This window comes from Streptomyces minutiscleroticus (genome assembly GCF_014650875.1).
Classification (GTDB): domain Bacteria; phylum Actinomycetota; class Actinomycetes; order Streptomycetales; family Streptomycetaceae; genus Streptomyces; species Streptomyces minutiscleroticus.
In genome coordinates, this window is sequence record NZ_BMVU01000012.1 from 73,559 (window position 1) to 96,038 (window position 22,480).

Sequence of the window (22,480 nt, forward strand, 5' to 3'; positions counted from 1 at the left end):
GGCCGGGGCCGTACGGGACGGCGTCCGCGGTGACGTGCAGCACCGGACCGTACGGGACGACGGTGCCGGCGCGCACGACGGCGTGCCGGACCCGACCGGGGTCGGGCCGGACCGTACGGGACGGGTGCCCGAGGGGCGCCGCCGTCCCGTCCGGCCCGCCGGTCCGCCGCCTCAGGCGGCGGTCGTGTGGCGGTCGGCCACCGAGAGCGCCTCGTCCAGCGCGGCCAGCCCCTCCTTGGCCTCGGCCTCGGTGATGGTGCACGGCGGCACCACGTGGGTGCGGTTCATGTTGACGAAGGGCCACAGGCCCCGCTCCTTGGCCGCCGCCGCGAACGCGGCCATCGGGGCGTTGTCCTCGCCCGTGGCGTTGTAGGGGACGAGCGGCTCGCGCGTCTCCCGGTCCCGCACCAGCTCCAGCGCCCAGAAGACGCCCGTGCCGCGCACCTCGCCGACGCTGGGGTGGCGCTCGGCCAGCTCGCGCAGTCCGGGCCCGAACACCTCCTCGCCGAGCCGCGCCGCGTGCTCGACGACGCCCTCCTCCTCCATCACGTGGATCGTCGCGACGGCGGCGGCGCAGGCGAGCGGGTGCCCGGAGTAGGTGAGCCCGCCCGGGTACGGACGGCGGGCGAAGGTCTCCGCGATCGCACCGGAGATCGCGACGCCGCCCAGCGGCACGTACCCGCTGTTCACGCCCTTGGCGAAGGTCATCAGGTCGGGCGTCACGCCGAAGAGGTCGGCCGCGAACCACCTGCCCGTGCGCCCGAACCCGGCCATGACCTCGTCGAGCACGAGGACGATCCCGTACCGGTCGCACAGCGCGCGCACGCCCGCCAGGTAGCCCGGCGGCGGCACCATGATCCCGGCGGTGCCCGGTACGGACTCCAGGACGATCGCGGCGATCGTGGCGGGGCCCTCGAAGACGAGGGTGTCCTCCAGGTGCTGCAGCGCCCGCTCGCACTCCTGCCGCTCGTTCTCGGCGTGGAAGGGGGAGCGGTACAGGAACGGCGCCCAGAAGTGGACCACGCCGGCCGCGCCGGTGTCGTTGGCCCAGCGCCGCGGGTCGCCGGTCAGGTGGATCGAGGCGGCGGTGGCGCCGTGGTACGAGCGGTAGGCGGAGAGCACCTTCTGGCGGCCGGTGTGCACGCGGGCCATCCGCACCGCGTGCTCGACGGCCTCGGTGCCGCCGTTGGTGAAGAAGATCTTGTCCAGGTCGCCCGGGGTGCGCTCGGCGATCAGCCGCGCGGCCTCCGAGCGCGCCTCGACCGCGAAGGCGGGCGCGAAGGTGGTGAGGGTGGCGGCCTGCTCCTGGATCGCGGCGACGACCTTCGGGTGCTGGTAGCCGAGGTTGGTGAAGACGAGTCCGCTGGTGAAGTCGAGGTAGCGGCGGCCCTCGTAGTCCCAGAAGTACGAGCCCTCCGCGCCGGCGACGGCGAGCGGGTCGATGAGCTCCTGCGCGGACCAGGAGTGGAAGACGTGCGCGCGGTCCGCCGCCTTCACGGCGGCGCCGGCCCGGGGATTCGGCTGAGCGGTCATGCGGGTGAGCGTAGAGGCCCGGTGGGCGCGCGCGACATCGGCGTCCTGTCCGCTCCCCGGGGACGAACACGACAGTGTGTCGCCCGCTCGCCCGCCGCGCCGGCGCACGGAGGCATCCCGCCCCGGAGACCGCCCCGCACCGACGGCCACGGTCGGCCCCGTACCGGGCGAACGGCGAACACCCCCGGCTCCGCGCCCCGCGTCCGGACCGGACGACCGCGCCCGGCGACCCCGCGCACGGACTCCGCCCGGCCCCGCGAGCGCGACGCCTCAGCGGGGCTCCGGCGACGTCGGCTTCGCGGTCCCGGGCGGGTGCCCGGCTCCGGGGCCGGACCTGCCGACGCGCCTGCGGCCTGCGTCGCGGTCGCGGGCGCGCCGGTCCGTGTCCGGCATCGCGCACGTGGGCGTCCGGCCTTCCGGGCGGGTGCCCGGGGCGCGGCGCTTCAGCGGGGCTCCGGCGGGCGCTGCCGGGGCATGTTCGGTCGGGCGCCCGGCGGCAGCGGCGGGCGGCCCGGGGGCGGCACCGGCTCGCTCCGCGCCGGGACCGCCGCGACGGACGCCTGGAGGCCGAGCGGCGCGGCCCCGCTCCGCAGCCCCACCATCCAGTCCGCCGTCTCCACCCGCACCAGCTCCGACACGTCCTCCGAGAACCGCCGCAGCACCGCGAGACACCGCTCGGCGGCCTCCCCGGCCGTCCCCTCCGTCGGCCCGAGCACCTCGCGCACGCACTCCGAGGCCCAGTCGAACTGCAGCGCCTGGAGCCGCCGCAGCACGGCCTGGGCGGTGGCGACGTCCCGCGTCCAGCCGGACGTGAACCCGAAGTACCGGTCCACCCCGGCGCACGCGACCGCGAGCAGCAGCGCCAGATAGCCCCAGGCGGCGGCCCGGACGGCCACTCCGGCGAGGTCGAGCAGGGGCAGCGCGGCCCCGGCGAACGCACCCGCCGCGGTCCCGGCGCGCAGCACCCGCGACGCCCGCCGCTTGCGCGTACGGTCGGACAGATAGCGGGACGCCGTGGCCAGCGCCCCCGCCTCCACCCACCGGTACAGCTCGTGCAGCCGCTCGGCCGGCTCCCCCCAGTCGCCCAGCGGGAACGGCCGCCCCGTCAGGTCGCCGGACCGGCGTCCCGTCCCGTCGTCCGGTCCGTCCTGGGGTGGCCCCCCGGGCTGCATCTCCGGCTGGCTCACCCGACGCTCCCTCATCATTACGCTGCGTGACGACAGCATGGCGCACGACGTGGCCACACCCCGCCTTACTACCGCTCAATGGGTGGCTGTGGTGGCCTTTTCGGGTTCACTCCGCCCGTACGAGGGGCGTGATCAGGTATAGGGCGTCGCCTCGCCTCACTCGAAAGAGTGGCGGAGCGATCGCCCCCCGGACCACGTAGGCTCGTGCCGAGGCGGAAAACCCCGCCCGGACAGCCGTACGAAACCAGGAGCTGATCGTGATTCCCGGTGGTGGCCAGCCCAACATGCAGCAGCTGCTCCAGCAGGCCCAGAAGATGCAGCAGGACCTCGCGCGCGCCCAGGAGGAGCTCGCGCGCACCGAGGTCGAGGGTCAGGCCGGCGGCGGCCTGGTGCACGCGACCGTGACGGGCTCCGGCGAGCTGCGGGGGCTGCGCATCGACCCGAAGGCGGTGGACCCCGAGGACACGGAGACCCTCGCCGACCTGATCGTCGCGGCCGTCCAGGCCGCGAACGAGAACGCCCAGCAGCTCCAGCAGGAGAAGCTCGGCCCGCTCGCCCAGGGGCTGGGCGGCGGCGGCCTCCCCGGACTGCCGTTCTGAGTCACCCCGGCCTTCCCTTCTAAGACGGGCGACGGCCAACTACCGTACGTACCAAGGACCCGGACGGGGACGGCGGTACGCAGCGACAACCGCGAAACCAGGAAGGCAATCCGTTGTACGAAGGCGTGGTCCAGGACCTCATCGACGAGCTGGGACGGCTGCCCGGCGTCGGTCCCAAGAGCGCGCAGCGGATCGCTTTCCACGTGCTGCAGGCCGAGCCGACCGACGTGCGCCGGCTCGCGCAGGCGCTGATGGAGGTCAAGGCGAAGGTCCGCTTCTGCGCGACGTGCGGGAACGTGGCGCAGGAGGAGCTGTGCGCGATCTGCCGCGACCAGCGCCGCGACCCCGCCGTCATCTGCGTGGTGGAGGAGCCCAAGGACGTGGTGGCGATCGAGCGGACGCGGGAGTTCCGCGGCCGCTACCACGTGCTCGGCGGCGCCATCAGCCCGATCGAGGGCGTCGGCCCCGACGACCTGCGGATCAGGGAGCTGCTGGCCCGGCTCGCCGACGGCACGGTCACGGAGCTGATCCTCGCCACGGACCCCAATCTGGAGGGCGAGGCCACGGCCACGTACCTCGCGCGCATGATCAAGCCCATGGGGCTCAAGGTCACCCGGCTGGCCAGCGGACTGCCGGTCGGCGGCGACCTGGAGTACGCCGACGAGGTCACCCTGGGCCGCGCCTTCGAGGGAAGGCGACTGCTGGATGTCTGAACGGGTGAACGTGTGAACATGTTCAAAGGGAAGGTCGTCCTCTAGATGTCTGACGCCACGCTGCACGCGACCAGCCAGGACCCCGGTGACTTCGCGGTCCAGATCGCCGACCAGATCGAGAGCTTCCTCGTCGCCGTCACCGAGGTGGCCAAGGGCGACGAGCCGGACTCGGCGGTCCCCTTCCTCCTCCTGGAGGTCTCCCAGCTGCTGCTGGCCGGCGGCCGCCTGGGCGCCCACGAGGACATCGTCCCGGACGACCGCTACGAGCCCGACCCGGGCCCGGAGCAGGACGTGGACGAGCTGCGCGAGCGGCTGGCGAGAATGCTCGAACCGATCGACGTGTACTCGGAGGTCTTCGACCCCTACGAGCCGCGCAGGGCGCCGGTCCCGGCCCGGATCTCGGACGACCTCGCGGACGTCGTCGCCGACCTGCGCCACGGCATGGTCCACTACCGGGCGGGCCGCACCACCGAGGCCCTGTGGTGGTGGCAGTTCTCGTACTTCTCCAACTGGGGCTCGACGGCCTCGGCGACGCTGCGCGCCCTGCAGTCCGTGGTGGCGCACGTCCGGCTGAACCAGCCGCTGGCCGAGCTGGACGGCCTGGACACCGACCAGGACCTGGGCGAGGACGCCCTCGCGGAGGAGGCGGGCCGGGTGATGGTTCAGGAGATCGCGGGCCCGCTGGGCCTGCGGACGGTCAAGTAGCTCCCGCGGACGGTCGAGCGGTGCCCGCATGCGGCCGGGCGGCCCCGGTGGAGGGCCGGACGGCCCCGCCGGTCCGGGTCCGCACGGATTCCGTGTGTCGTTCCCGGCGCGGCCGGGCAGGGCGCCCCGTGACGTGTCCCACTTTCCGAGTGCCCGGTCGGCCAGTGGGAATGAGCGCCCGGGAACGAGCGGCCGGACACCGCGGGAACGGCCACTTCGTGGGCGGGATGTCTCACGATGTGGCATCCTCCGGGACGAACCCGGCCGCTCGTTAGACTGAGCCGACCGCAGTACACGTGTATGTGCGGACAGATACGGACTGAGCGAGGAGCGCACGTGGGCCTTGTCGTGCAGAAGTACGGAGGCTCCTCCGTAGCCGATGCCGAGGGCATCAAGCGCGTCGCCAAGCGGATCGTGGAAGCGAAGAAGAACGGCAACCAGGTGGTTGTCGTCGTTTCCGCGATGGGCGACACGACGGACGAGCTGATCGATCTCGCCGAGCAGGTGTCGCCGATGCCTGCCGGGCGTGAGTTCGACATGCTGCTGACCGCCGGAGAGCGGATCTCCATGGCCCTGCTGGCCATGGCGATCAAAAACCTGGGCCACGAGGCCCAGAGCTTCACCGGCAGTCAGGCGGGCGTCATCACCGACTCCGTCCACAACAAAGCCCGGATCATCGACGTCACGCCGGGCCGGATCAAGACCTCGATCGACGAGGGCAACATCGCCATCGTCGCCGGGTTCCAGGGCGTCTCCCAGGACAAGAAGGACATCACCACGCTCGGCCGTGGCGGTTCCGACACCACCGCGGTGGCCCTGGCGGCCGCCCTCGACGCCGACGTGTGCGAGATCTACACCGACGTCGACGGCGTGTTCACCGCCGACCCGCGCGTGGTGAAGAAGGCCCGCAAGATCGACTGGATCTCGTTCGAGGACATGCTGGAGCTGGCCTCGTCCGGGTCCAAGGTGCTGCTCCACCGCTGCGTGGAGTACGCCCGCCGCTACAACATCCCGATCCACGTGCGCTCGTCCTTCTCGGGCCTGCAGGGCACCTGGGTCAGCAACGAGCCGAAGCAAGGGGACCAGAAGGTGGAGCAGGCCATCATCTCCGGTGTCGCTCACGACACCTCCGAGGCCAAGGTGACGGTCGTCGGCGTCCCGGACAAGCCGGGCGAGGCCGCCTCGATCTTCCGCGCGATCGCCAATGCCGAGATCAACATCGACATGGTCGTGCAGAACGTGTCCGCCGCCTCCACCGGCCTGACGGACATCTCCTTCACGCTGCCGAAGACCGAGGGCCGCAAGGCCATCGACGCGCTGGAGAAGGCCAGGTCGGTCATCGGCTTCGACTCCCTGCGCTACGACGACCAGATCGGCAAGATCTCCCTGGTCGGCGCCGGTATGAAGACCAACCCGGGCGTCACCGCGAGCTTCTTCGAGGCGCTGTCCGACGCGGGCGTGAACATCGAGCTGATCTCGACCTCCGAGATCCGCATCTCGGTCGTCACCCGCAAGGACGACGTGCCGGAGGCCGTGCGCGCCGTGCACACCGCCTTCGGGCTCGACTCCGACAGCGACGAGGCCGTCGTCTACGGAGGCACCGGCCGCTGATGGACCGGACCGGGAAGCCGGCGCTCGCGGTCGTGGGAGCGACCGGGGCCGTCGGCACGGTCATGCTCCAGATCCTGTCCCAGCACGCGGACATCTGGGGCGAGATCCGCCTGATCGCCTCCCCGCGCTCGGCCGGCCGCAAGCTGGCCGTGCGCGGCGAGGAGGTCGAGGTCGTGGCGCTCTGCGAGGAGGCATTCGACGGGATCGACGTCGCCATGTTCGACGTGCCCGACGAGGTCTCCGCGCGCTGGGCGCCTCTCGCCGCCTCCCGGGGCGCGGTCGTCGTCGACAGCTCCGCTGCCTTCCGGATGGACCCGGACGTGCCGCTGGTCGTGCCCGAGGTCAATCCGCACGCCGCCCGCATCCGCCCGCGCTCCCTCGTGGCCGGCCCCAACTGCACGACGCTCTCCATGATCGTCGCGCTGGGCGCGCTGCACGCCGAGTTCGGACTGCGCGAGCTGGTGGTCTCCAGCTACCAGGCGGTGAGCGGGGCGGGCCGCGCCGGTGTGGACACCCTGCGCCGCCAGCTGTCCCTCGTCGCCGGCACGGAGCTGGGCACCGGCCCCGGCGACGTGCGCCGGGCCGTCGGGGACGACACCGGTCCCTTCCCCGAGCCCGTCGCGCTCAACGTGGTGCCCTGGGTCGGGTCCCTGCGCGAGGACGGCTGGTCCTCGGAGGAGATGAAGGTCCGCGACGAGTCCCGCAAGATCCTCGGCCTGCCGGACCTGCCCGTCGCCGTCACGTGCGTGCGCGTGCCCGTGGTCACCACGCACTCGCTGACCGTCCACGCGCGCTTCGAGGACGAGGTGACCGTCGACCGGGCCCGCGAGATCCTCGCCACGGCCCCGGGCGTCGTGCTCTGCGACGACCCGGCCTCGGGGGAGTTCCCGACGCCCGCCGACGTCGTGGGGACCGACCCCACCTGGGTCGGGCGGGTGCGCAGGGCGCTCGACGACCCGACCGCCCTCGAACTCTTCGTCTGCGGCGACAACCTGCGCAAGGGGGCGGCGCTGAACACCGCCCAGATCGCCGAACTGGTGGCCGCGGAGTTCACCGGCGCCCCGTGAGCGCGGCCGGCGGCCCGGTCCCGCCGGAAAAACTTACGGCCACGGCCGAAAACCTGATTAGGATCTGTGTGCGTTTCGTGATCCGGTGGGTGGGCCGGACCACTTCGTCCGGTCTCTCCGGCGTACCGAGGACTTTTCTCCCCGTACCGCGCAACCGCGCGCGCTACGGGGAGCGTCTTTGCGGTCGCCCTCCAGGGGCGTCCGGGAAGCGCGGTCACATGGGGCTTAGGGGAAGAGCTGGTACGCATGAGGGCATATGGCACAACGACGGACGTGATGTCTGAAGCGAACCCGTTGCCCGTCGCGTACAACCCCCGAGGGGTGACACGGGTCCAACAGGCGTGGCAGAGGTACTCGACTTCTCTCCGAAGCTCTTCGAGCAAGGGGTTCCCCCGGCGGCGGCGCGCGGTGCGTCCCTGCAGCCGCCCCGCCGTTCCCGCCGGGGCGGCCCGTCCGGCGGCATGCCGGTGATCGCCCCCATGCCCGCGGCGCGGTCGGCCCGCGTCCCGAGCCAGCGGGAGGGCGTCGAGGACACCGTGGCCGTCGGCACGACGGTCGACCACCTCACCGAGACCTACCGGGCGCACTACCGCTCGCTGCTCGGCCTGGCGGCGCTGCTGCTCGACGACACCGCGTCCTGCGAGGACGTCGTGCAGGAGGCGTTCATCCGGGTGCACTCGGCGCGCAAGCGCGTGCGCGACCCGGAGAAGACGCTGGCGTACCTGCGCCAGACCGTCGTCAACCTCTCCCGCTCGGCCCTGCGCCGCCGCATCCTCGGCCTGAAGCTGCTGTCGAAGCCGATGCCGGACATGGCGAGCGCCGAGGAGGGCGCGTACGACCAGCTGGAGCGCGACGCCCTCATCAAGGCGATGCGCGGCCTGCAGCGCCGCCAGCGCGAGGTCCTGGTCCTGAGATACTTCGCGGACATGACCGAGGCGCAGGTCGCCGAGACGCTCGGCCTGTCGCTGGGTTCGGTGAAGGCGTACGGTTCCCGCGGCATAGCGGCGCTGCGGGTGGCCATGGGGACCCCGGCATGAGCGAGCACGACGAGCGGCACGGGCCGCGCGACCGGCACGAGCACGGCGGGGACGAGCACGGCAGGGACGAGCGGCGGTACGCGGCCGGACGTCACGGCGAAGAGCACGAACAGCAGGCTGGGAACGGAACTGTGAATCACGGCCCCTCCGACCGACCGGGTTCCGGAGAACCGGGCGAGCCGGGCAGGACGGACGCGAGCACGGACACCGGCGAGGGCGGCTCCGGCGCGGCCGCCGACCGGGACGCGGCGGACGCGGGCGGCCGGTCCGCGGCCTCGGCCGTACCCGGGACGTCCGACCCCACCGCACCGGCCGCCTCCGAGCCGTCCGCCCCCACCATGCCGACCGCCTCCGGGACCTCCGGCTCCACGGCCGCGGACACCTCTGCGGCGTCCGGTTCCGCGGCGTCGGACGTCCCCGAGACGGTGGCTCTTCCGAGGGCGGGCGGCTCCGAGGCGTCCGGTTCCACGGCGTCGGACGTGCCTGAAACGGTGACTCTTCCGGCCGCGGACGTCCCTGCGGCGTCCGGCTCCGCGGCGTCGGACGTCCCCGAGACGGTGGCTCTTCCGGCGGTCGGCGGCTCCAAGGCGTCCGGCGGCTCCGGGACGTCCGGTGGCGCGGGCGCGGGGGACACGGACGGGCCCGGTCTCGACGAACTGGCCCTGCGCCGGCTGCTGCACCAGGCCGTCGACGAGATCGAGCCCACGGACGGCACGCTGGAGCACCTGCGGCGCGCGGTGCCGGCCCGGCGGGCGCGCAAGCGCCAGGCCGCCGTCGGCATGGCCGCCGCGGCCCTGTTCATCGGTACGGCCGTCCCGGCGCTCCTGCACGTCTCCCAGGCCACCGGCCCCAACGCCGACCCGTCGATCGCCGCCAACAGCGAGCGGACCAAGGACGAGGGCGGCAAGGCCGAGGAGGCGGCCGACGGCGGCAGCAAATCCGACGCCTCCTCCGAGAAGTCGGACGGCGGCGGCAAGGACGGCAAGAAGGAGAAGAAGGACAGGGAGAGCGGCGCGAGCAGCGGCGCCACCAGCGGGGCCGATCCGTCGACGACCTCGGCGAGCGCGCCGGCCTGTACGCCGGTGCAGCTCGGCAGCGCCACCGCGAACGTCGGCGCGCCCGACGCGGCCGGCGCGGTCTACGGCTCCTTCCGGGTCGCCAACGTCTCCTCCGCCAGCTGTACCGTCACCGGGCCCGGCGCGGTGACGGTCGCCCCCCAGGGCGCGGCCGACGGCTCGCAGGTCCACGCGGCCCGGCACGTGGCGGGCGATGCGGCGGCCGGGCTGCCCGACCCGTCGACGGAGTCCGGCACGCTGGTCCTAGTGCCCGGCGCGGCGTACGAGGTGAAGTTCGCCTGGGTGCCGTCGCAGACCTGCCCGTCCACGGGCGGCGGCGGCGACGGCGAACCCGTGCCCGACCCGTCGCCCACGAACCCTCCCGTCGAGGGCGGCGACGACACCGCCTCCGAGGGCGACAACACGATGTCCACGCAGCTCATGCGGCAGGACGGCACGCTGGACGGCAGCGTCGCGGTCTCCCACACGGCGCAGGGCGGCGCCCCGACGGCGACGACGACCGTCTCCAACGCGTGCGCGGGCTCGGTGTACTACACGGGAGTACTGGCGACGTCCTGAGACGGGACGGAGCGGACCGGGGACCGGGCCGGGAGCATCGTCCGGAGACGGGGATCCCGGGACGGGGGAGTCCGGGGACGGAACGGCTCGGCGAAGATCCGGCGGCCCGGTGGGCGACGGTCGGCCCGGCGGACGGGCGGACGTCCGTCCGCCCGGTGAAGCCGTCCGCGGTCGGGCGGCGGAAGTGGTCAGGCGGTGGGAGCCGCCGGCGCCCGGTCGGCGTCCCTGCCGCCGGAGCCGCCTTCGCCGCCGGAGGCGTCCGCCGCACCCGGCCCGTCCGCGGTCGTGGACGCGGCCCCCGGGGAGCGGTCCTCGCCGTCCCCGTCCGTGCTGCTCCCGTCCGGCCCCGTCTCCACGAGCCCCAGCTCCGCGTCGCGGGCGAACTCCACCTCGCGGCGCAGCAGCCGGAACCACATGAAGACGACGAAGCCCGCGAAGACGAACCACTCGCCGGTGTAGCCGAGGTTCTGGAACGCCTTCAGGTCCAGGCCCGTGTTCTGCGGCGCCTTCGCGGGCACGGCGGTCATCCCGGAGTCCGCGTCGGCGAGCGTGATCCAGGCGTCGTACACGTCGTACGGCACGATGTTCACCAGCGAGGCCGCGCTGATCACACCGGTCTGGCCCGCCGGGAACCCGCCCGCCGCGGTCACGCCGTCCGCCCCCGGGCTCTCGGACGCCTGCAGCGCGCCGGTCACGGTGACCTCGCCGGACGGGGCCGCGGGCGCCTTCGCCGCGTCCGCGTCGCCCGGGAGCCAGCCCCGGACGACGGGCAGCGCCCTGCCGCCCTCGACGCGCAGCATGGTCAGGACGTAGAAGCCGCGCCTGCCGTCCAGCGTCCGGTCCGGTACGAGCAGCTGCTCGCCGTACCGGCCCGTCGCCGTGGCCTGCCGCCCCGACGTGCTCCGGTCGACGGGCAGCAGCTCGGCCAGCGGCCGGGCGGGCTCCCGCTCGGCCGACTCGGCCTGCTCGCTCACGGACCGGTGGTCCTGCATCCGGTCCTCGAACCGGCCCAGCTGCCACGACCCCATGAAGACGCAGAAGGGGATGGCCAGCAGGACGAAGACGTTGATCCCCCACCAGCGGGGCGTCAGCAGGAACCGGTACACGCCTCCAACGGTACGGTGCCCGCCCCGGAGTCCGGGCCGAGGGGTACCGCCACGGCCGCCTCCGCGCCGTCCCCGCACCGCCGCCGTGGCCGGCGGTGCCCCGGCCGCCGCGGACGCGGCGGCCGTCCCCTCGCCACCGCCGCGGCGGGTGTCCCGGCCGCCGCGGCGGGCGCCCGGGGGCTACCGCCGGGGCAGGTGCCGGTCCGCGAAGTCCAGCTCCAGCCTGACCTGCTTGATCCGCTCGTCCACCACCAGCGAGCCGTGCCCCGCGTCGTACCGGTACACCTCGTGCACGGCGCCGCGCGCGGCGAGCCGGTCCACGTAGTTCTCCACCTGGCGGATCGGGCAGCGCGGGTCGTTGACCCCGGCGGAGATGTAGACCGGGGCCTTCACGTCGTCGACGTACGTCAGGGGCGACGAGGCGGCGAAGCGCTCGGGCACTTCCTCCGGGGTGCCGCCGAGGAGCGTCCGGTCCATCGCCTTCAGCGCCTCCATCTCGTCGTGGTACGCCGTGACGTAGTCCGCGACGGGGACCACGGCGATGCCGAGGGTCCACGCCTCCGGCTGCACGCCGAGGCCGAGCAGCGTGAGGTAGCCGCCCCACGAGCCGCCGGTGAGGACGAGTCGCTCGGGGTCCGCGAGCCCGGACGACACCGCCCACTCCCGCACCGCCGCGATGTCCTCCAGCTCGATCAGGCCGACCCGGTGCTTGAGCGCGTCCGTCCACTCCCGGCCGTACCCCGTCGAGCCCCGGTAGTTGACGCGCACCACCGCGTACCCGTGGTCCACCCAGGCGGCCGGGCCGGCCGCGAAGGAGTCGCTGTCGTGCCAGGTCGGCCCGCCGTGGATGTCGAAGACGGTGGGCAGGGGACCGGTCGTGCCGGCCGGGCGCTGGACCAGTGCGTGGATGCGGCCGCCGGGCCCCTCCACCCACACGTCCTCCACCGGGACCGAGCCGGGCGACTTCATGCCGGGCGGGTCGAGCACCACGGCGCCGGTGGTCGAGCGCACCGACGACGGCTCGGCCGAGGACGACCACAGGTACTCCACGGTGCCGTCCGGCCGGGCGGTCGCGCCCGACACCGACCCCCGCGGCGTCGGCACCCGCTCCAGCGCGCCCGACGCCAGGTCGTAGCGCCACAGCTCGCTGCGCGCCTCGAAGCCGTGCACGACCAGCAGGGCCGACCCGTCCGGGTACCACTCGGCGCCCACGTCACCGGGCAGGTCCAGGACCAGCTCCGTCTCCTCGCCCGTGGCGACGTCCCACACCAGCGGCTCCCACCGGCCGCGCCGCTGGTGCCCGACGAGCAGCCGCGTGTCCCCGTCGACGGGGGCGAAGCCCAGCACCTCCAGGCCCAGCTCCTCCTTGCCGCCCCTGGTGTCGTCCAGCTCGGCGACCGTCGATCCGTCCGGGCGCAGCACCCGCAGCGCCGAGTGCATCGCGTCGCCGTGCTCGGTGTGCTCGATCGCGATCAGCGTCCCGTCGTGGGAGAGGTCGCCGACGCCGGCCGACTCGCGGTGCCGGTAGATCTCGACCGGCTTCTCGCCCTCCCTGACCAGGTGGATCGTCGAGCCGTCCTCGTCGGTGGAGCGCCCGACGACCGCCGTGCGCCCGTCCCGGCCGAGGGCGAGCCCGGCCGGGTAGGACGGTTCGAGCCCCGGCGCGGCCGGCTCGTCGCCCGAGGCCCCGGGCCCCGCCGGGCCCCGTCCCCCCGGCGCCCCGGCGAACGGCTGGCGCCGCCAGATCCCGAACTCGTCGCCGTCCTTGTCGTCGAACCACCAGATCCACTCGCCGTCGGGCGTCAGCGTCCCGTCCGTCGTGCCGTTCGGCCGGTCCGTCACCTGTCGCTGCTCACCCGTGGCCCGGTCCCAGGCGTACAGCTCGTACGTGCCCGTCGCGTTCGAGGAGAACAGCGCGCGGTCGGGGGCGTCCTCGGCCCAGTCGGGCAGTGACACCCGGGGCGCCCGGAACCGCTTCTCCCAGTCCGGTACGGCCTCGCCCCCCGGCGCGCCGTCCCGGGGCCCGCCGCCCCGCGGCGCCGCCCTCGGCACCGCTCCCGCCTGCGGCGTCTCGATGTGTGCCGCTCCTGCCTGCGTCGTTCCGTCGTCCGGTCCCGACCCGTTGCTCTCAGTCATGGCCCCATACTGCCCGGCCCGGGCGGGAACGTGCGGGAGAGCGTCCTCGCCTGTGGAAAACTCCTCCCCGGCCGTGCCGGGCCCGGCACGCGGCGTCCGTGCGTACGCCCCGGAACGGCCCCCGGAGCGTTCCCAGGACGGGTCGTCACGACTGGCCGATCCGTCGCGTCCGCCGCCCCAGCAGTTCCGCGAGCCCCCGGCGCGTGGCCGCCAGGACGACGCGGTCCTCGCGGCCGAGGACGTATCCCGGCGGCAGGTCCCACACCAGCCCCGACGCCTGGCCGGCGCGGCGCTCCTCCGGGGCCGCCGTGTCCAGGGCGAGCACCCGCCACTTCCCCTCGCGGAACGCGTCCGCGACCGTACGGCCCTCCAGCTGCGGGCACTCGGCGACGTCCACGGCCGCGAACAGCAGCACCCGGCGCTCGACCGGGATCGCCCCCAGGACCTGACGCCCCATCATCGCGCCGGCGAAGGCGGGCGCCGCCAGGTGGGAGACGCTGCGGCTGCGGGTGAGCGCGCCCGGGTGCGCGGCGCGCAGGGTGCGGTACACGGCGGTCGCGAAGTCGTCGTCGTACAGCCGCAGGACGACCCGCAGGTCGGGCCGGACCGACCGGGCGTACAGGGCGGCCTCCAGGTTCGTGGTGTCCTCGCTGGTCAGGGCGAGCAGCGCGGCCGCCCGGTGGATCTTCGCGGCCTCCTGGACGCCCTCCTGCGTCACGTCGCCGACCACCACGGGGACCCGCAGCCGGCGCGCGAGGGGGACGCCGCGCGCCTCGGGGTCCGCCTCCACGCACACCACGGGGATGTGCAGCTCCCGCAGCCGAGCCAGCACCCGCGTACCGATCTTGCCCAGGCCCAGCAGGACGACGTGGCCGGAGAGCCCGCGCGGCGGTCTGCGCAGCGCGGTGCCGTTGCGGAAGGTGCCGAGGGCCTCCAGGACGGCGGCCAGCAGTACGGGCAGGAGCAGCAGCCCGACGAGTCCGGAGAGCAGTTGCAGGATCTGCCGGCCGCGGCTGTCCTCGAGGGCCGGTTCGTTGATGGCGAAGAGGTCCAGGAGGGTCAGGTAGGTGGCGTGCAGCGGGTGGTCGCCCGTGACCAGCATCGAGGCGACGGCGAGCGCGACGACGCACGCCACGAGGCCCGCGAACGACCAGCGCAGCCGCCGCGAGAAGAACTGGGAGAACGGCACGGCGCTGCGGCTCGTCGGCTGCGGGGGACCGGAGTACGACACGGCCTCCAGGACGACGGTGCCGCGCCCGGTCGCCGCCGCCACGGACTCCTCGCCGGGCAGCAGCCGCGGCCCGTCCCCGCTGCTCTCCGAACCCTCCGCGCCCGCCGGGTCGCTGGTCGTCGCCGACAGCAGCGCCAGGGTGCACAGCCCCGGGTCGGCGACGCGCCCCGGCCCCGGCGGCTGGCGCTCCACCGCCCGCAGCATCAGTCCGTCGGTCTGCACGACCTTGCTGGTGCCGGCCACGGCGGTGGCGGCGAGCGCGGGCGCGGCGGTGTCGGCGTCGGAGAGCACGGTCGTGGAGACGTCCTCGGCGCCGCCGAACCCCGTGCGGGGGCCTGCGCCGTTCCGCGCCCCGTCGCCGGGGTCCGCCGTCGCGAGCGCGGACGCCTGGTCGAGCAGGGCCTGGAGGTGCCGGCCGAGCCGCCGGTTGTAGAGCCGGATCACCAGCCGCAGGCGGGGGTTGAGCCGGCGCGCGGTGAGCGCGGCGCGGATGTTCGTCTCGTCGTCGTCGTGCACGAGGGCGAGCGCGGCGGCCCGCTCCACCCCGGCCTCGGAGAGGACGGCCTCGGTCAGTTCGGCGGCCTCCACGACCTGCTCGGCGATCGCCCGCCCGGGGTCGCCCTCGCCGGTGCCGCCGGTGCCGGCGGTGCCGTTCCCGGGCGCCGTGCCGTTCCCGGCCGCCCGTGTCACGGCGGCCGAGACCCGGTCCAGCAGGGTCGACGTCCGGACCCGCCCCACCACGGGCGGGCGGACCGTGCGCCCGTCGGGCGGGACGACGAGGGTGACGGCCTCCCCGTACACCCCGCGCAACTCGGCCGCCAGCCGGTGCGCCAGCGCGTCGTCCCCGCACACCACCATGTGCGCGCCGCCGTGGGCCGGTCTGCCCGACGGCGTCGTCCCCGCAGCCCCGCTCTGTCCCGGAAAAGTCGCCACGGAGGAGAAGACTGCCCTATGACCTCGGCCGGTTCCGCACGGGTGCCCGATCGGTACGCACCGTGACCACCGGTACGCACCGTCACCGCCGGTACGCACCGCGGCCGCCGTCCCGGAGGGGACGGCGGCCGTGACGGTGTACGGGGAGAGTGACGGTGTACGGGGAGAGAGGGAGGGCCGGGCTCCGCGGCCCTGTGCCCGGGGCCCTGCGCCCGGGGACGGACGCTCAGCCCTTGGCGGTGCCGGCGCCCCCGGCCGCCCCGGACGGCGTTCCGGCGGCGGCCGGGTCCTGCGCCTCGCGCGCCCTCCTGCCGGCGGTGTCCGCGCGGCGGTCCGGCTCGGCCGCGTCCCGCTTGAAGGCCCACTCCATCCTCGGCTCCATCGCGAAGCGGAAGACGCGCTGCACGGGTGGCGTGCACAACAGGGTGATGACGGCGGCGGCGAACACGGTGACCGCGATCTCGCCGGCCGGCCCATGCACCCAGCCGTGGTCGTACCAGTGCCAGAACCGCGAGCCCTTGGCCAGGAAGCCGTGCAGCAGGTAGCCGTACAGCGTGCCCGCGCCCAGTGCCGTGAACCACATCGTGCGGCCCGGGACCCAGGCGAGGAAGCAGGCGACCAGGACCACCGAGCAGCCGAAGAGCGCGAGCGTCATGACGGCGCCGGTCCAGCCCGGCGCGGCCAGCTCCTGGGCGCTGTCGCGGCGGTAGAACCAGGCCGCGTTCATCTGCGGCGCCGCCCAGTAGGCGACGGCGAGCGCGCCCGCGAGGACGGGCAGGGCCAGCAGCCGGGCCGAGCGGCGCCGCACCCGCCGGAAGTGCTCGGGCCCGAGGCACAGCCCCAGGACGAAGAAGGGCAGGAACTGCAGCACCCGCTGGAGGTCCAGGTCGTCGCCGATGTCGGGGGAGACGGAGGCGAGGACGGCGATCGCGAGGGCGATCGGCAGCGGCCACCGCACGATCCGCCACAGCGGGGTGGTCAGCCGCCAGATGAACAGCGCCCCCAGGAACCAGGTGAGGTACCAGGGGTCGAGCAGGCTGATCGGATGGGCCGGGTCGTCGTCGGCCCACCGCTTGAAGAGCGAGTACGCCACCTCGAAGACGACGTAGGGCACGGCGACGCCGGTGACCAGCCGCCGGATCCGCTTCGGGCTGCCGTCGAAGCTGCGCGAGAAGTAGCCGGAGATGACGATGAAGGCCGGCATGTGGAAGGTGTACACGGCGATGTACAGGGCCGCCGCCGCCCTGCTCTCGCCGCGCAGCGGCTCCCACGCGTGCCCCATGGCGACGAGGACGATGGCCAGGTACTTGGCGTTGTCGAAGAAGGCGTCGCGCTGGGCGGGCCTCGGCGCGGAGGCGGCCGCCGGCGCGTTCGCTCTCGCCCGCGACGAGGAGCCCGGCGAGGACGCCGCGGCGGTCCCCGGAACTGACTCGGACACGGTCCCCGCCCTCGCCACGACCTCTGCCTCTCGTTCGGTTCCCGAGTGCCCGGCACGGGCACTCCTACGGTCCGGACCCCGGCCGGCCGGTCCTGCGGCCGGACCGGCGCGGCCGGTGTGCGCGGGCGGCCCTGAGGCCCTTCGCCGACCGGACGACCGCGCGCTCCGTCACAGGCACTCCCTCGTGGAACCCCGGTGGACGTCATCGCGTCTTACCGGAAACGAGGCAATCATGTGACCGGCGGCCATCCGCGGCACGGTAGCCACCACTCGCACCTCCCGTAAACCTGGGCAGCTCAGGGGAGGGGGCCGAGGGACGGATACCGGGCACCTTCGTTCCGGTACGGCGCGTCCTCAGGGGCCGGCGGCGCCGGCGTCCCGCGCGGGCACGAAAAATGCCCGATCGCTGGCGACGGGGGATGCACCAGCGATCGGGCTGCGGCAAGCGTAACAACGCCGCTCGCGCGGCGGGGGCGAACCGCTCGGGCGGAGCCGGGGGTTGTGATCGGTATCACGTCGTGCCGGGGAGGCGGCTACCGGTCGCACGGGGGGTCGTAGGAGAGGCGCGGGAGGTATTCGTGCCACTTCTCCCGCGTCAGGACGTTGCGGGTGGTCGAGCAGACGCGCCGGATGGCCTCGTCGACGTCCAGGTTCCACAGCCTGACCGTGTCCGCGCCGCTGGAGACGCCGAGCATGTGGCTCTCGGGGCTGAAGGAGAGGAAGTTCCCCGTCTTGGCGTTGGGGCTCATCGCCTGCCCGATGGCGGCGGCCCCGGAGGGCTCGTCGACGTCCCAGAGCCGGATGGTGTTGTCGTTGCCGCCGCTGGCCAGGGTGCGGCCGTCCGGGCTGAAGGTCAGGGACACCACCGCCTCGGTGTGGCCGGTGAGGGGATCGCCGAGCGGGGCCGCCGTACCGGTGCCGGTGTTCTTCCAGAGCCGGACCGTGTCGTCGTCGCCGCCGCTGGCCAGGGTGCGGCCGTCCGGGCTGAAGAGGAGGGTGTTGACGGGGCCGGAGTGTCCCTTGAGCGGTGCGCCCCGCGGGGTCGCGCGGCGGGGGTCGGTGACGTCCCAGAGGCGGACGGTGCCGTCGGCGCTGCCGCTGGCCAGGGTGCGGCCGTCCGGGCTGAAGGCGAGGCCGTTGACGTAGCCCTTGTGGCCGGTGAGCGGCTTGCCGAGAGGACGGGGCCGGGACGGGTCGGCGACGTCCCACAGCTGGACGGTGCGGTCGTCGTGGTCCGTCGCCAGGGTGCGGCCGTCCGGGCCGAACGCCAGGGCGTCGGCGCCCGCGTAACGGGTGCGCAGCTTCACCGGCGGGCCGTGGGGGACGGGGTGCGCGGGGTCGGCGACGTCCCACAGCTGGAAGGTGTTCTCCCCGCCCGTCAGCGCCGCGAGGGTGCGGCCGTCGGGGGAGAACACCAGGGAACGGGCGACGTCGCCCGCCGACATGAACGGCTCGCTCAGCGCAACGGGCCGGTCCGCGGCCGCCACGTCCCACAGACGTATCCGCCCGTCGCGCGCGGCGGTCGCCAGGACCCCACCGTCCGGGCGGAAGGCGCCGACCTCGCCGACCATGTCCGACCCCGGGAGCGACCAGAGGCGCACCTTGCTGTCGCCGTTGCCGGTGGCCAGGGTGCGGCCGTCGGGGCTGAAGCCGAGGGCGTACATCTCGCCGCTGCCCCCGGCCAGGGGCTCGCCGACCTGCGACGGGTACGCCGGGTCGCCGACGTTCCACAGGCTGGCCGTGGAGTCCGCGCTGGCGGCGGCGAGCATGTCGCCGTCCGGGCTGAAGGCCACCGACCACACGGGTCCGGTGTGGCCGGTGAGCGGGGTGCCGATCTGCTGCGCGTCCCCGGGGTCGGCGACGTCCCACAGGCGTACGGTGTCGTCCGCGCTGCCGCTGGCGAGGGTGCGGCCGTCGGGGCTGAACGCCACCGAGTGGACCAGGCCGGAGTGGCCCTCGAGCGCCGTGCCGATCCGCCGCGGGTGGCGCACGTCGGCCGTGTCCCAGAGCCGGATCGTGTCGTCGTTGCCGCCGGTGGCCAGCGTCCGTCCGTCGGGGCTGAACGCCACGGCGCGGACGGCGGCGGTGTGCCCGGTCAGCGTGGCCAGGGCCGTCGGCCGGCTCCGCTCCGCCACGTCCCACAGGCGGACGGCGCCGTCGTCGGAGGCGGACGCCAGGGTGCGGCCGTCCGGGCTGAAGGCGAGCAGGTAGATCGTGCCGCCGTGGCCGTTCAGAGGGGAGCCGAGCCGGCGGGGGTGGCCGGGGTCCCGCACGTCCCACAGCCGGATCGTGCCGTCGTCCCCCGCGCTGACCAGGGTGCGGCCGTCCGGGCTGAACAGCGCGGTGCTCACCCAGCTCGTGTGGCCGGTGAGGGGCCCGCCCAGCCGCCGCGGGCGGGTCGGGTCGGAGACGTCCCACAGCCGGACGGTCCGGTCGTAGCCGGCCGTCGCCAGGAGGTTCCCGCTCGGGTCGAACGACGTGAGGTAGACGGCGCCGGTGTGCCCGAGGAGCGGCGTGGCCAGCGGGGAGTTGACGATCGAGACCAGGCGGTTGCCGGCGCCCTGGTCGTCCGGGCGGAGGCGGTGGGCCACCAGGTCGAGCTGGGCGGACAGCGACGGGTCCGTGTACTGGACGCGGTCGGCCTCCGCGACCACCTGCTCGAACACCGCGTCGTTGCGCTGCTGCCACGCCACCACGGCCGAGCCGACGGCCACCACGGCCAGGGCGACCAGCGCCGCCACCGCGCCGCGCCTGAGCAGCACCGTGCGTCTGCGCAGCCGGACCGAGGCGGCCAGGAACTCCATCGCGCTGCGGGTCAGGAAGGTGTCGCCGGCGGACTGCGCCCAGGCGCGTGCCTGCTCGAGGCGGGAGCCGCGGTAGAGCAGCGACGTGTCGCGGTCCGAGCCCTCCCAGGCCCGGCCGTCCTCCTCCAGGCGCTGGCGCAGCAGGTGGTCGTTCCTGCCCTCGTCGATCCAATTGCGCAGGCGCGGCCAGGCGTGCAGCAGCGCCTCGTGGGTGATCTCCACGGTCTCCGCGTCGAGCGTGACCAGCCGGGCGCGGACCAGGGCTTCGAGCGACTCCTCCGTCTTGCCGGGGTCCGTCGACTCCGCGGACAGCTGACGGCGCGTGCCCCGTCTGCGGGTGGCGTGGGTGTCCTCGCCCAGCCGGACCAGCCTGAGCAGGAGCAGCCGGGCGGCCGTGCGCGCCGCCGGGTCGAGGCCGGACCAGGCGCGCTCGGCGGTCGCCGCCACCGCTCCCTGGATCCCGCCCGCCGCGCGGTAGCCGGCCAGGGTGAGCCGTCCCGCCTTCCGCCGCTGCCAGGTGGCGAGCAGGGCGTGGGAGAGGAGCGGCAGCACGCCCGCGTCGTGGGCGCCGCGGGGGCCGTCGGCGCTCACCTCCCGGACGATCAGTTCCGCGAGGCCCGGCTCCAGTTCCATGCCCACGGCCTTGGCCGGGCCGGTCACCGCCTCGCGCAGCTCCGCGGTGGTCAGCGGTCCGAGCACCATGTGCCGGTGCTGGAGCGCGTCGGCCAGTTCGGGATGGTCCAGGCACCGCTCGTAGAAGTCGGCGCGGACGCCCAGGACGACGAGTACGGGGGCCGGCCCGCCGGAGCCGTCGGGGTCCCCGGGGCCGGCGGGCGTGCAGGCGGCGTGGAGGATCCGGATGAAGGCGCGCCGCTCCGCCTCGTCCGGGCAGAGGGTGAACGCCTCCTCGAACTGGTCCACGATGACGACCGGACGGCCGCCGGAGGGTCTTGCGCGCCGCGCCCACGCGGCGACGGCCTCCCGTACGGCGTCCGCGAAGCGTGAGGCGTCGGACGGGTCGGACGGATCAGGCCGATCGGATGTACGGAGCGAGTGGGGTGCGTCCGGCACACCGGACGCGTCGGACGCACCGGAAGCGCTGGATGCGTCGGGTGTACCAGATGTTCTGAATACCCCGGGTGCACCAGATGCGCTGGATGCATTGGATGTGTCAGATGCCTCAGAGGTGCTGAGCGCACTGGATGTGCCGGATGTGCCGGCGGGTGGGTCGGGCTCCCCCGTCGCGGGCTCCGCCGCGTCTTCCTCCGTGTCCCCCTCCGGGCCGCGCACGACGGCCGCGAGATCGGGTATCCGGCGGACCAGTTCCCCGAGGGGGTCGGCCCCCGGCACGAGCTGCAGGACCTCCCGCGCCCGGTTTGTCCCGCCGCCCAGCGCGCCCTCCTGCAGCGCGGGCACCAGGCCGGCGTGCAGCAGGGAGGACTTCCCCGCCCCCGAGGCGCCGACGAGCATGACGAGCCCGCCGGTCCCCTCCACCGCGCGGAGCTGTTCCACGAGGGCGCCGGTGCTGCGCTCCCGCCCGAAGAACCACCGGGCGTCCTCCTCGCGGTACGAGGCCAGTCCCCGGTACGGACACACGCCGGAGACGGGCGGCGCCCCGGCCGGGGGCTGCTTCTCCTCCTCGGGGCCCTCGTCCCGGTCGCCGACCGGGTCGGCGACCGCGCGCTCCCACAGGCGCTGCCACTGGGCCAGGTCGTACAGGCCCTTGGAGACCGGCACGGGCCGTGCGCGCCGCGCCTGGGGGATCAGGACGTGCAGCACCGCCGCGAGGGCGGCGAACTGGGCGGGCACGTTCCTGGCCCGCCGCCAGTCGCTGATCCGCTGGGCGGACACCCGCACGGGCCGCCCGCGCTCGTCGGCCCGCTGCAGCCGGTCGACCGCTCCGGACACCAGCTTGAGGGGCGGATTACCGGCCTCCTTGTACAGCAGCGCGAGCCGTTCCGCGAAGGCCGTACGCGCCCCCGAGTCGGCACCCAAGGTCTCCACCCCTTACTTCGCTCGCGCCTCACTTCCGGACCGGAAAACTCACTTTATACGGCTGACCTGCGGTTATGTCGCCAACCGGACGCTCGGGCCTCCTCCGCCGGAGCCCCAGATGGCACGATCGCGGTGCAGTGGCGCTCCCGTCGCACGTCGCCCGGACAGGCCACCATTCCAGTGCTCCGACGGGCAACTCCCGCCATACGTTCTCGGCCAGCTCCCCTGAGCGACGAGGCGGCGGTGAAGGCCCGTCGCGTGAGACCGACAGACCAGCGGAACCGGTGCCGGACCATCCGCTGTCGTACTGACCAGGTGCCCGGTCACCACCCGATCCACACCGGCACGGCGCCGATCGACGCCGCCCCGCCGTCCGGCACCGGTCCCCACGAGGGGAGGGACCGGCGCCGGACACTCGGGGTCCGTACGTCCTCCTCCGCGCTCACCGCGGGGTCGGCCCGTCCACCACCGAAACCGAACGGACCGGTCCGAACCGGTCCGGACCGCGCTCGAACCGGCAAGAGCCGACCCCGAACCGGTCCGAGCCGTACCCGGGAACGCGTCAGGCCCGGCTTCCGTGACGGAAACCGGGCCTGAGCCTTACTTCACTGTCGGGGTGGCGGGATTTGAACCCACGACCTCTTCGTCCCGAACGAAGCGCGCTGCCAAGCTGCGCTACACCCCGATGTCACTCCCGGGCGTGCTGCCCTTGGCGACGTCGTTTACTTTAGCCCACCCGCCGCCGGAGACG

The 22,480-nt window shown here is 74.3% G+C and carries 14 protein-coding genes and 1 tRNA gene; 7 read left to right on the top strand and 8 right to left on the bottom strand.

Annotated elements, in window-relative coordinates; genetic code table 11:
• Positions 1 to 171 precede the first annotated feature (171 nt).
• Complete coding sequence (locus IE271_RS15100) at positions 172 to 1,533, bottom strand: aspartate aminotransferase family protein (protein ID WP_190190808.1); 1,362 nt, start codon at positions 1,531 to 1,533, stop codon at positions 172 to 174.
• Positions 1,534 to 1,976: 443 nt separating this feature from the next.
• Positions 1,977 to 2,720, bottom strand: a complete 744-nt coding sequence (locus IE271_RS15105; protein WP_190190809.1) for an SLATT domain-containing protein — start codon at positions 2,718 to 2,720, stop codon at positions 1,977 to 1,979.
• Between the two features lie 257 nt (positions 2,721 to 2,977).
• On the opposite strand from IE271_RS15105, the gene IE271_RS15110 reads away from it, so the two are divergent.
• The 7 genes from IE271_RS15110 to IE271_RS42015 all read left to right on the top strand — a co-directional run bounded on the left by IE271_RS15110 (position 2,978) and on the right by IE271_RS42015 (position 10,086).
• Positions 2,978 to 3,319, top strand: coding sequence for a YbaB/EbfC family nucleoid-associated protein (locus tag IE271_RS15110; protein ID WP_190190810.1), 342 nt, complete (start codon positions 2,978 to 2,980; stop codon positions 3,317 to 3,319).
• A 113-nt stretch (positions 3,320 to 3,432) separates the two neighbouring features.
• Positions 3,433 to 4,032 carry a recombination mediator RecR gene (gene recR / locus IE271_RS15115; RefSeq protein WP_190190811.1) on the top strand — a complete coding sequence of 200 codons (600 nt, stop codon included), beginning with the start codon at positions 3,433 to 3,435 and terminating at the stop codon, positions 4,030 to 4,032.
• 45 nt (positions 4,033 to 4,077) lie between these two features.
• On the top strand, positions 4,078 to 4,737 hold the full coding sequence (locus tag IE271_RS15120) for a DUF5063 domain-containing protein (RefSeq protein ID WP_190190812.1): 660 nt from the start codon (positions 4,078 to 4,080) through the stop codon (positions 4,735 to 4,737).
• 336 nt (positions 4,738 to 5,073) lie between these two features.
• A complete protein-coding gene (locus IE271_RS15125) occupies positions 5,074 to 6,348 on the top strand; it encodes an aspartate kinase (RefSeq protein ID WP_190190813.1) in 1,275 nt (424 codons plus the stop codon).
• Positions 6,348 to 7,415 (top strand): aspartate-semialdehyde dehydrogenase, encoded by a 1,068-nt coding sequence (locus IE271_RS15130; RefSeq protein ID WP_190190814.1) that lies wholly within the window; start codon positions 6,348 to 6,350, stop codon positions 7,413 to 7,415. The genes IE271_RS15125 and IE271_RS15130 overlap by 1 nt, the downstream gene beginning before the upstream one ends.
• Positions 7,416 to 7,756: 341 nt before the next feature.
• On the top strand, positions 7,757 to 8,452 hold the full coding sequence (locus IE271_RS15135) for a SigE family RNA polymerase sigma factor (protein WP_373308770.1): 696 nt from the start codon (positions 7,757 to 7,759) through the stop codon (positions 8,450 to 8,452).
• On the top strand, positions 8,449 to 10,086 hold the full coding sequence (locus IE271_RS42015) for a hypothetical protein (RefSeq protein WP_229919350.1): 1,638 nt from the start codon (positions 8,449 to 8,451) through the stop codon (positions 10,084 to 10,086). The genes IE271_RS15135 and IE271_RS42015 overlap by 4 nt, the downstream gene beginning before the upstream one ends.
• Positions 10,087 to 10,274: 188 nt before the next feature.
• On the opposite strand, the gene IE271_RS15145 is transcribed toward IE271_RS42015, so the two are convergent.
• The 6 genes from IE271_RS15145 to IE271_RS15170 all read right to left on the bottom strand — a co-directional run bounded on the left by IE271_RS15145 (position 10,275) and on the right by IE271_RS15170 (position 22,414).
• Positions 10,275 to 11,192, bottom strand: coding sequence for an SURF1 family protein (locus IE271_RS15145; RefSeq protein WP_190190815.1), 918 nt, complete (start codon positions 11,190 to 11,192; stop codon positions 10,275 to 10,277).
• A gap of 180 nt (positions 11,193 to 11,372) precedes the next feature.
• Positions 11,373 to 13,328, bottom strand: a complete 1,956-nt coding sequence (locus IE271_RS15150) for a S9 family peptidase (protein WP_190190816.1) — start codon at positions 13,326 to 13,328, stop codon at positions 11,373 to 11,375.
• A gap of 145 nt (positions 13,329 to 13,473) precedes the next feature.
• Positions 13,474 to 15,417 carry a potassium channel family protein gene (locus IE271_RS15155; RefSeq protein WP_190190876.1) on the bottom strand — a complete coding sequence of 648 codons (1,944 nt, stop codon included), beginning with the start codon at positions 15,415 to 15,417 and terminating at the stop codon, positions 13,474 to 13,476.
• A gap of 301 nt (positions 15,418 to 15,718) precedes the next feature.
• On the bottom strand, positions 15,719 to 16,930 hold the full coding sequence (locus IE271_RS15160; protein WP_229919351.1) for an acyltransferase family protein: 1,212 nt from the start codon (positions 16,928 to 16,930) through the stop codon (positions 15,719 to 15,721).
• Positions 16,931 to 17,463: 533 nt separating this feature from the next.
• On the bottom strand, positions 17,464 to 21,738 hold the full coding sequence (locus IE271_RS15165; protein WP_444546144.1) for an nSTAND1 domain-containing NTPase: 4,275 nt from the start codon (positions 21,736 to 21,738) through the stop codon (positions 17,464 to 17,466).
• Positions 21,739 to 22,340: 602 nt separating this feature from the next.
• Positions 22,341 to 22,414 (bottom strand) — tRNA-Pro (locus IE271_RS15170).
• Between the last annotated feature and the right edge of the window lie 66 nt (positions 22,415 to 22,480).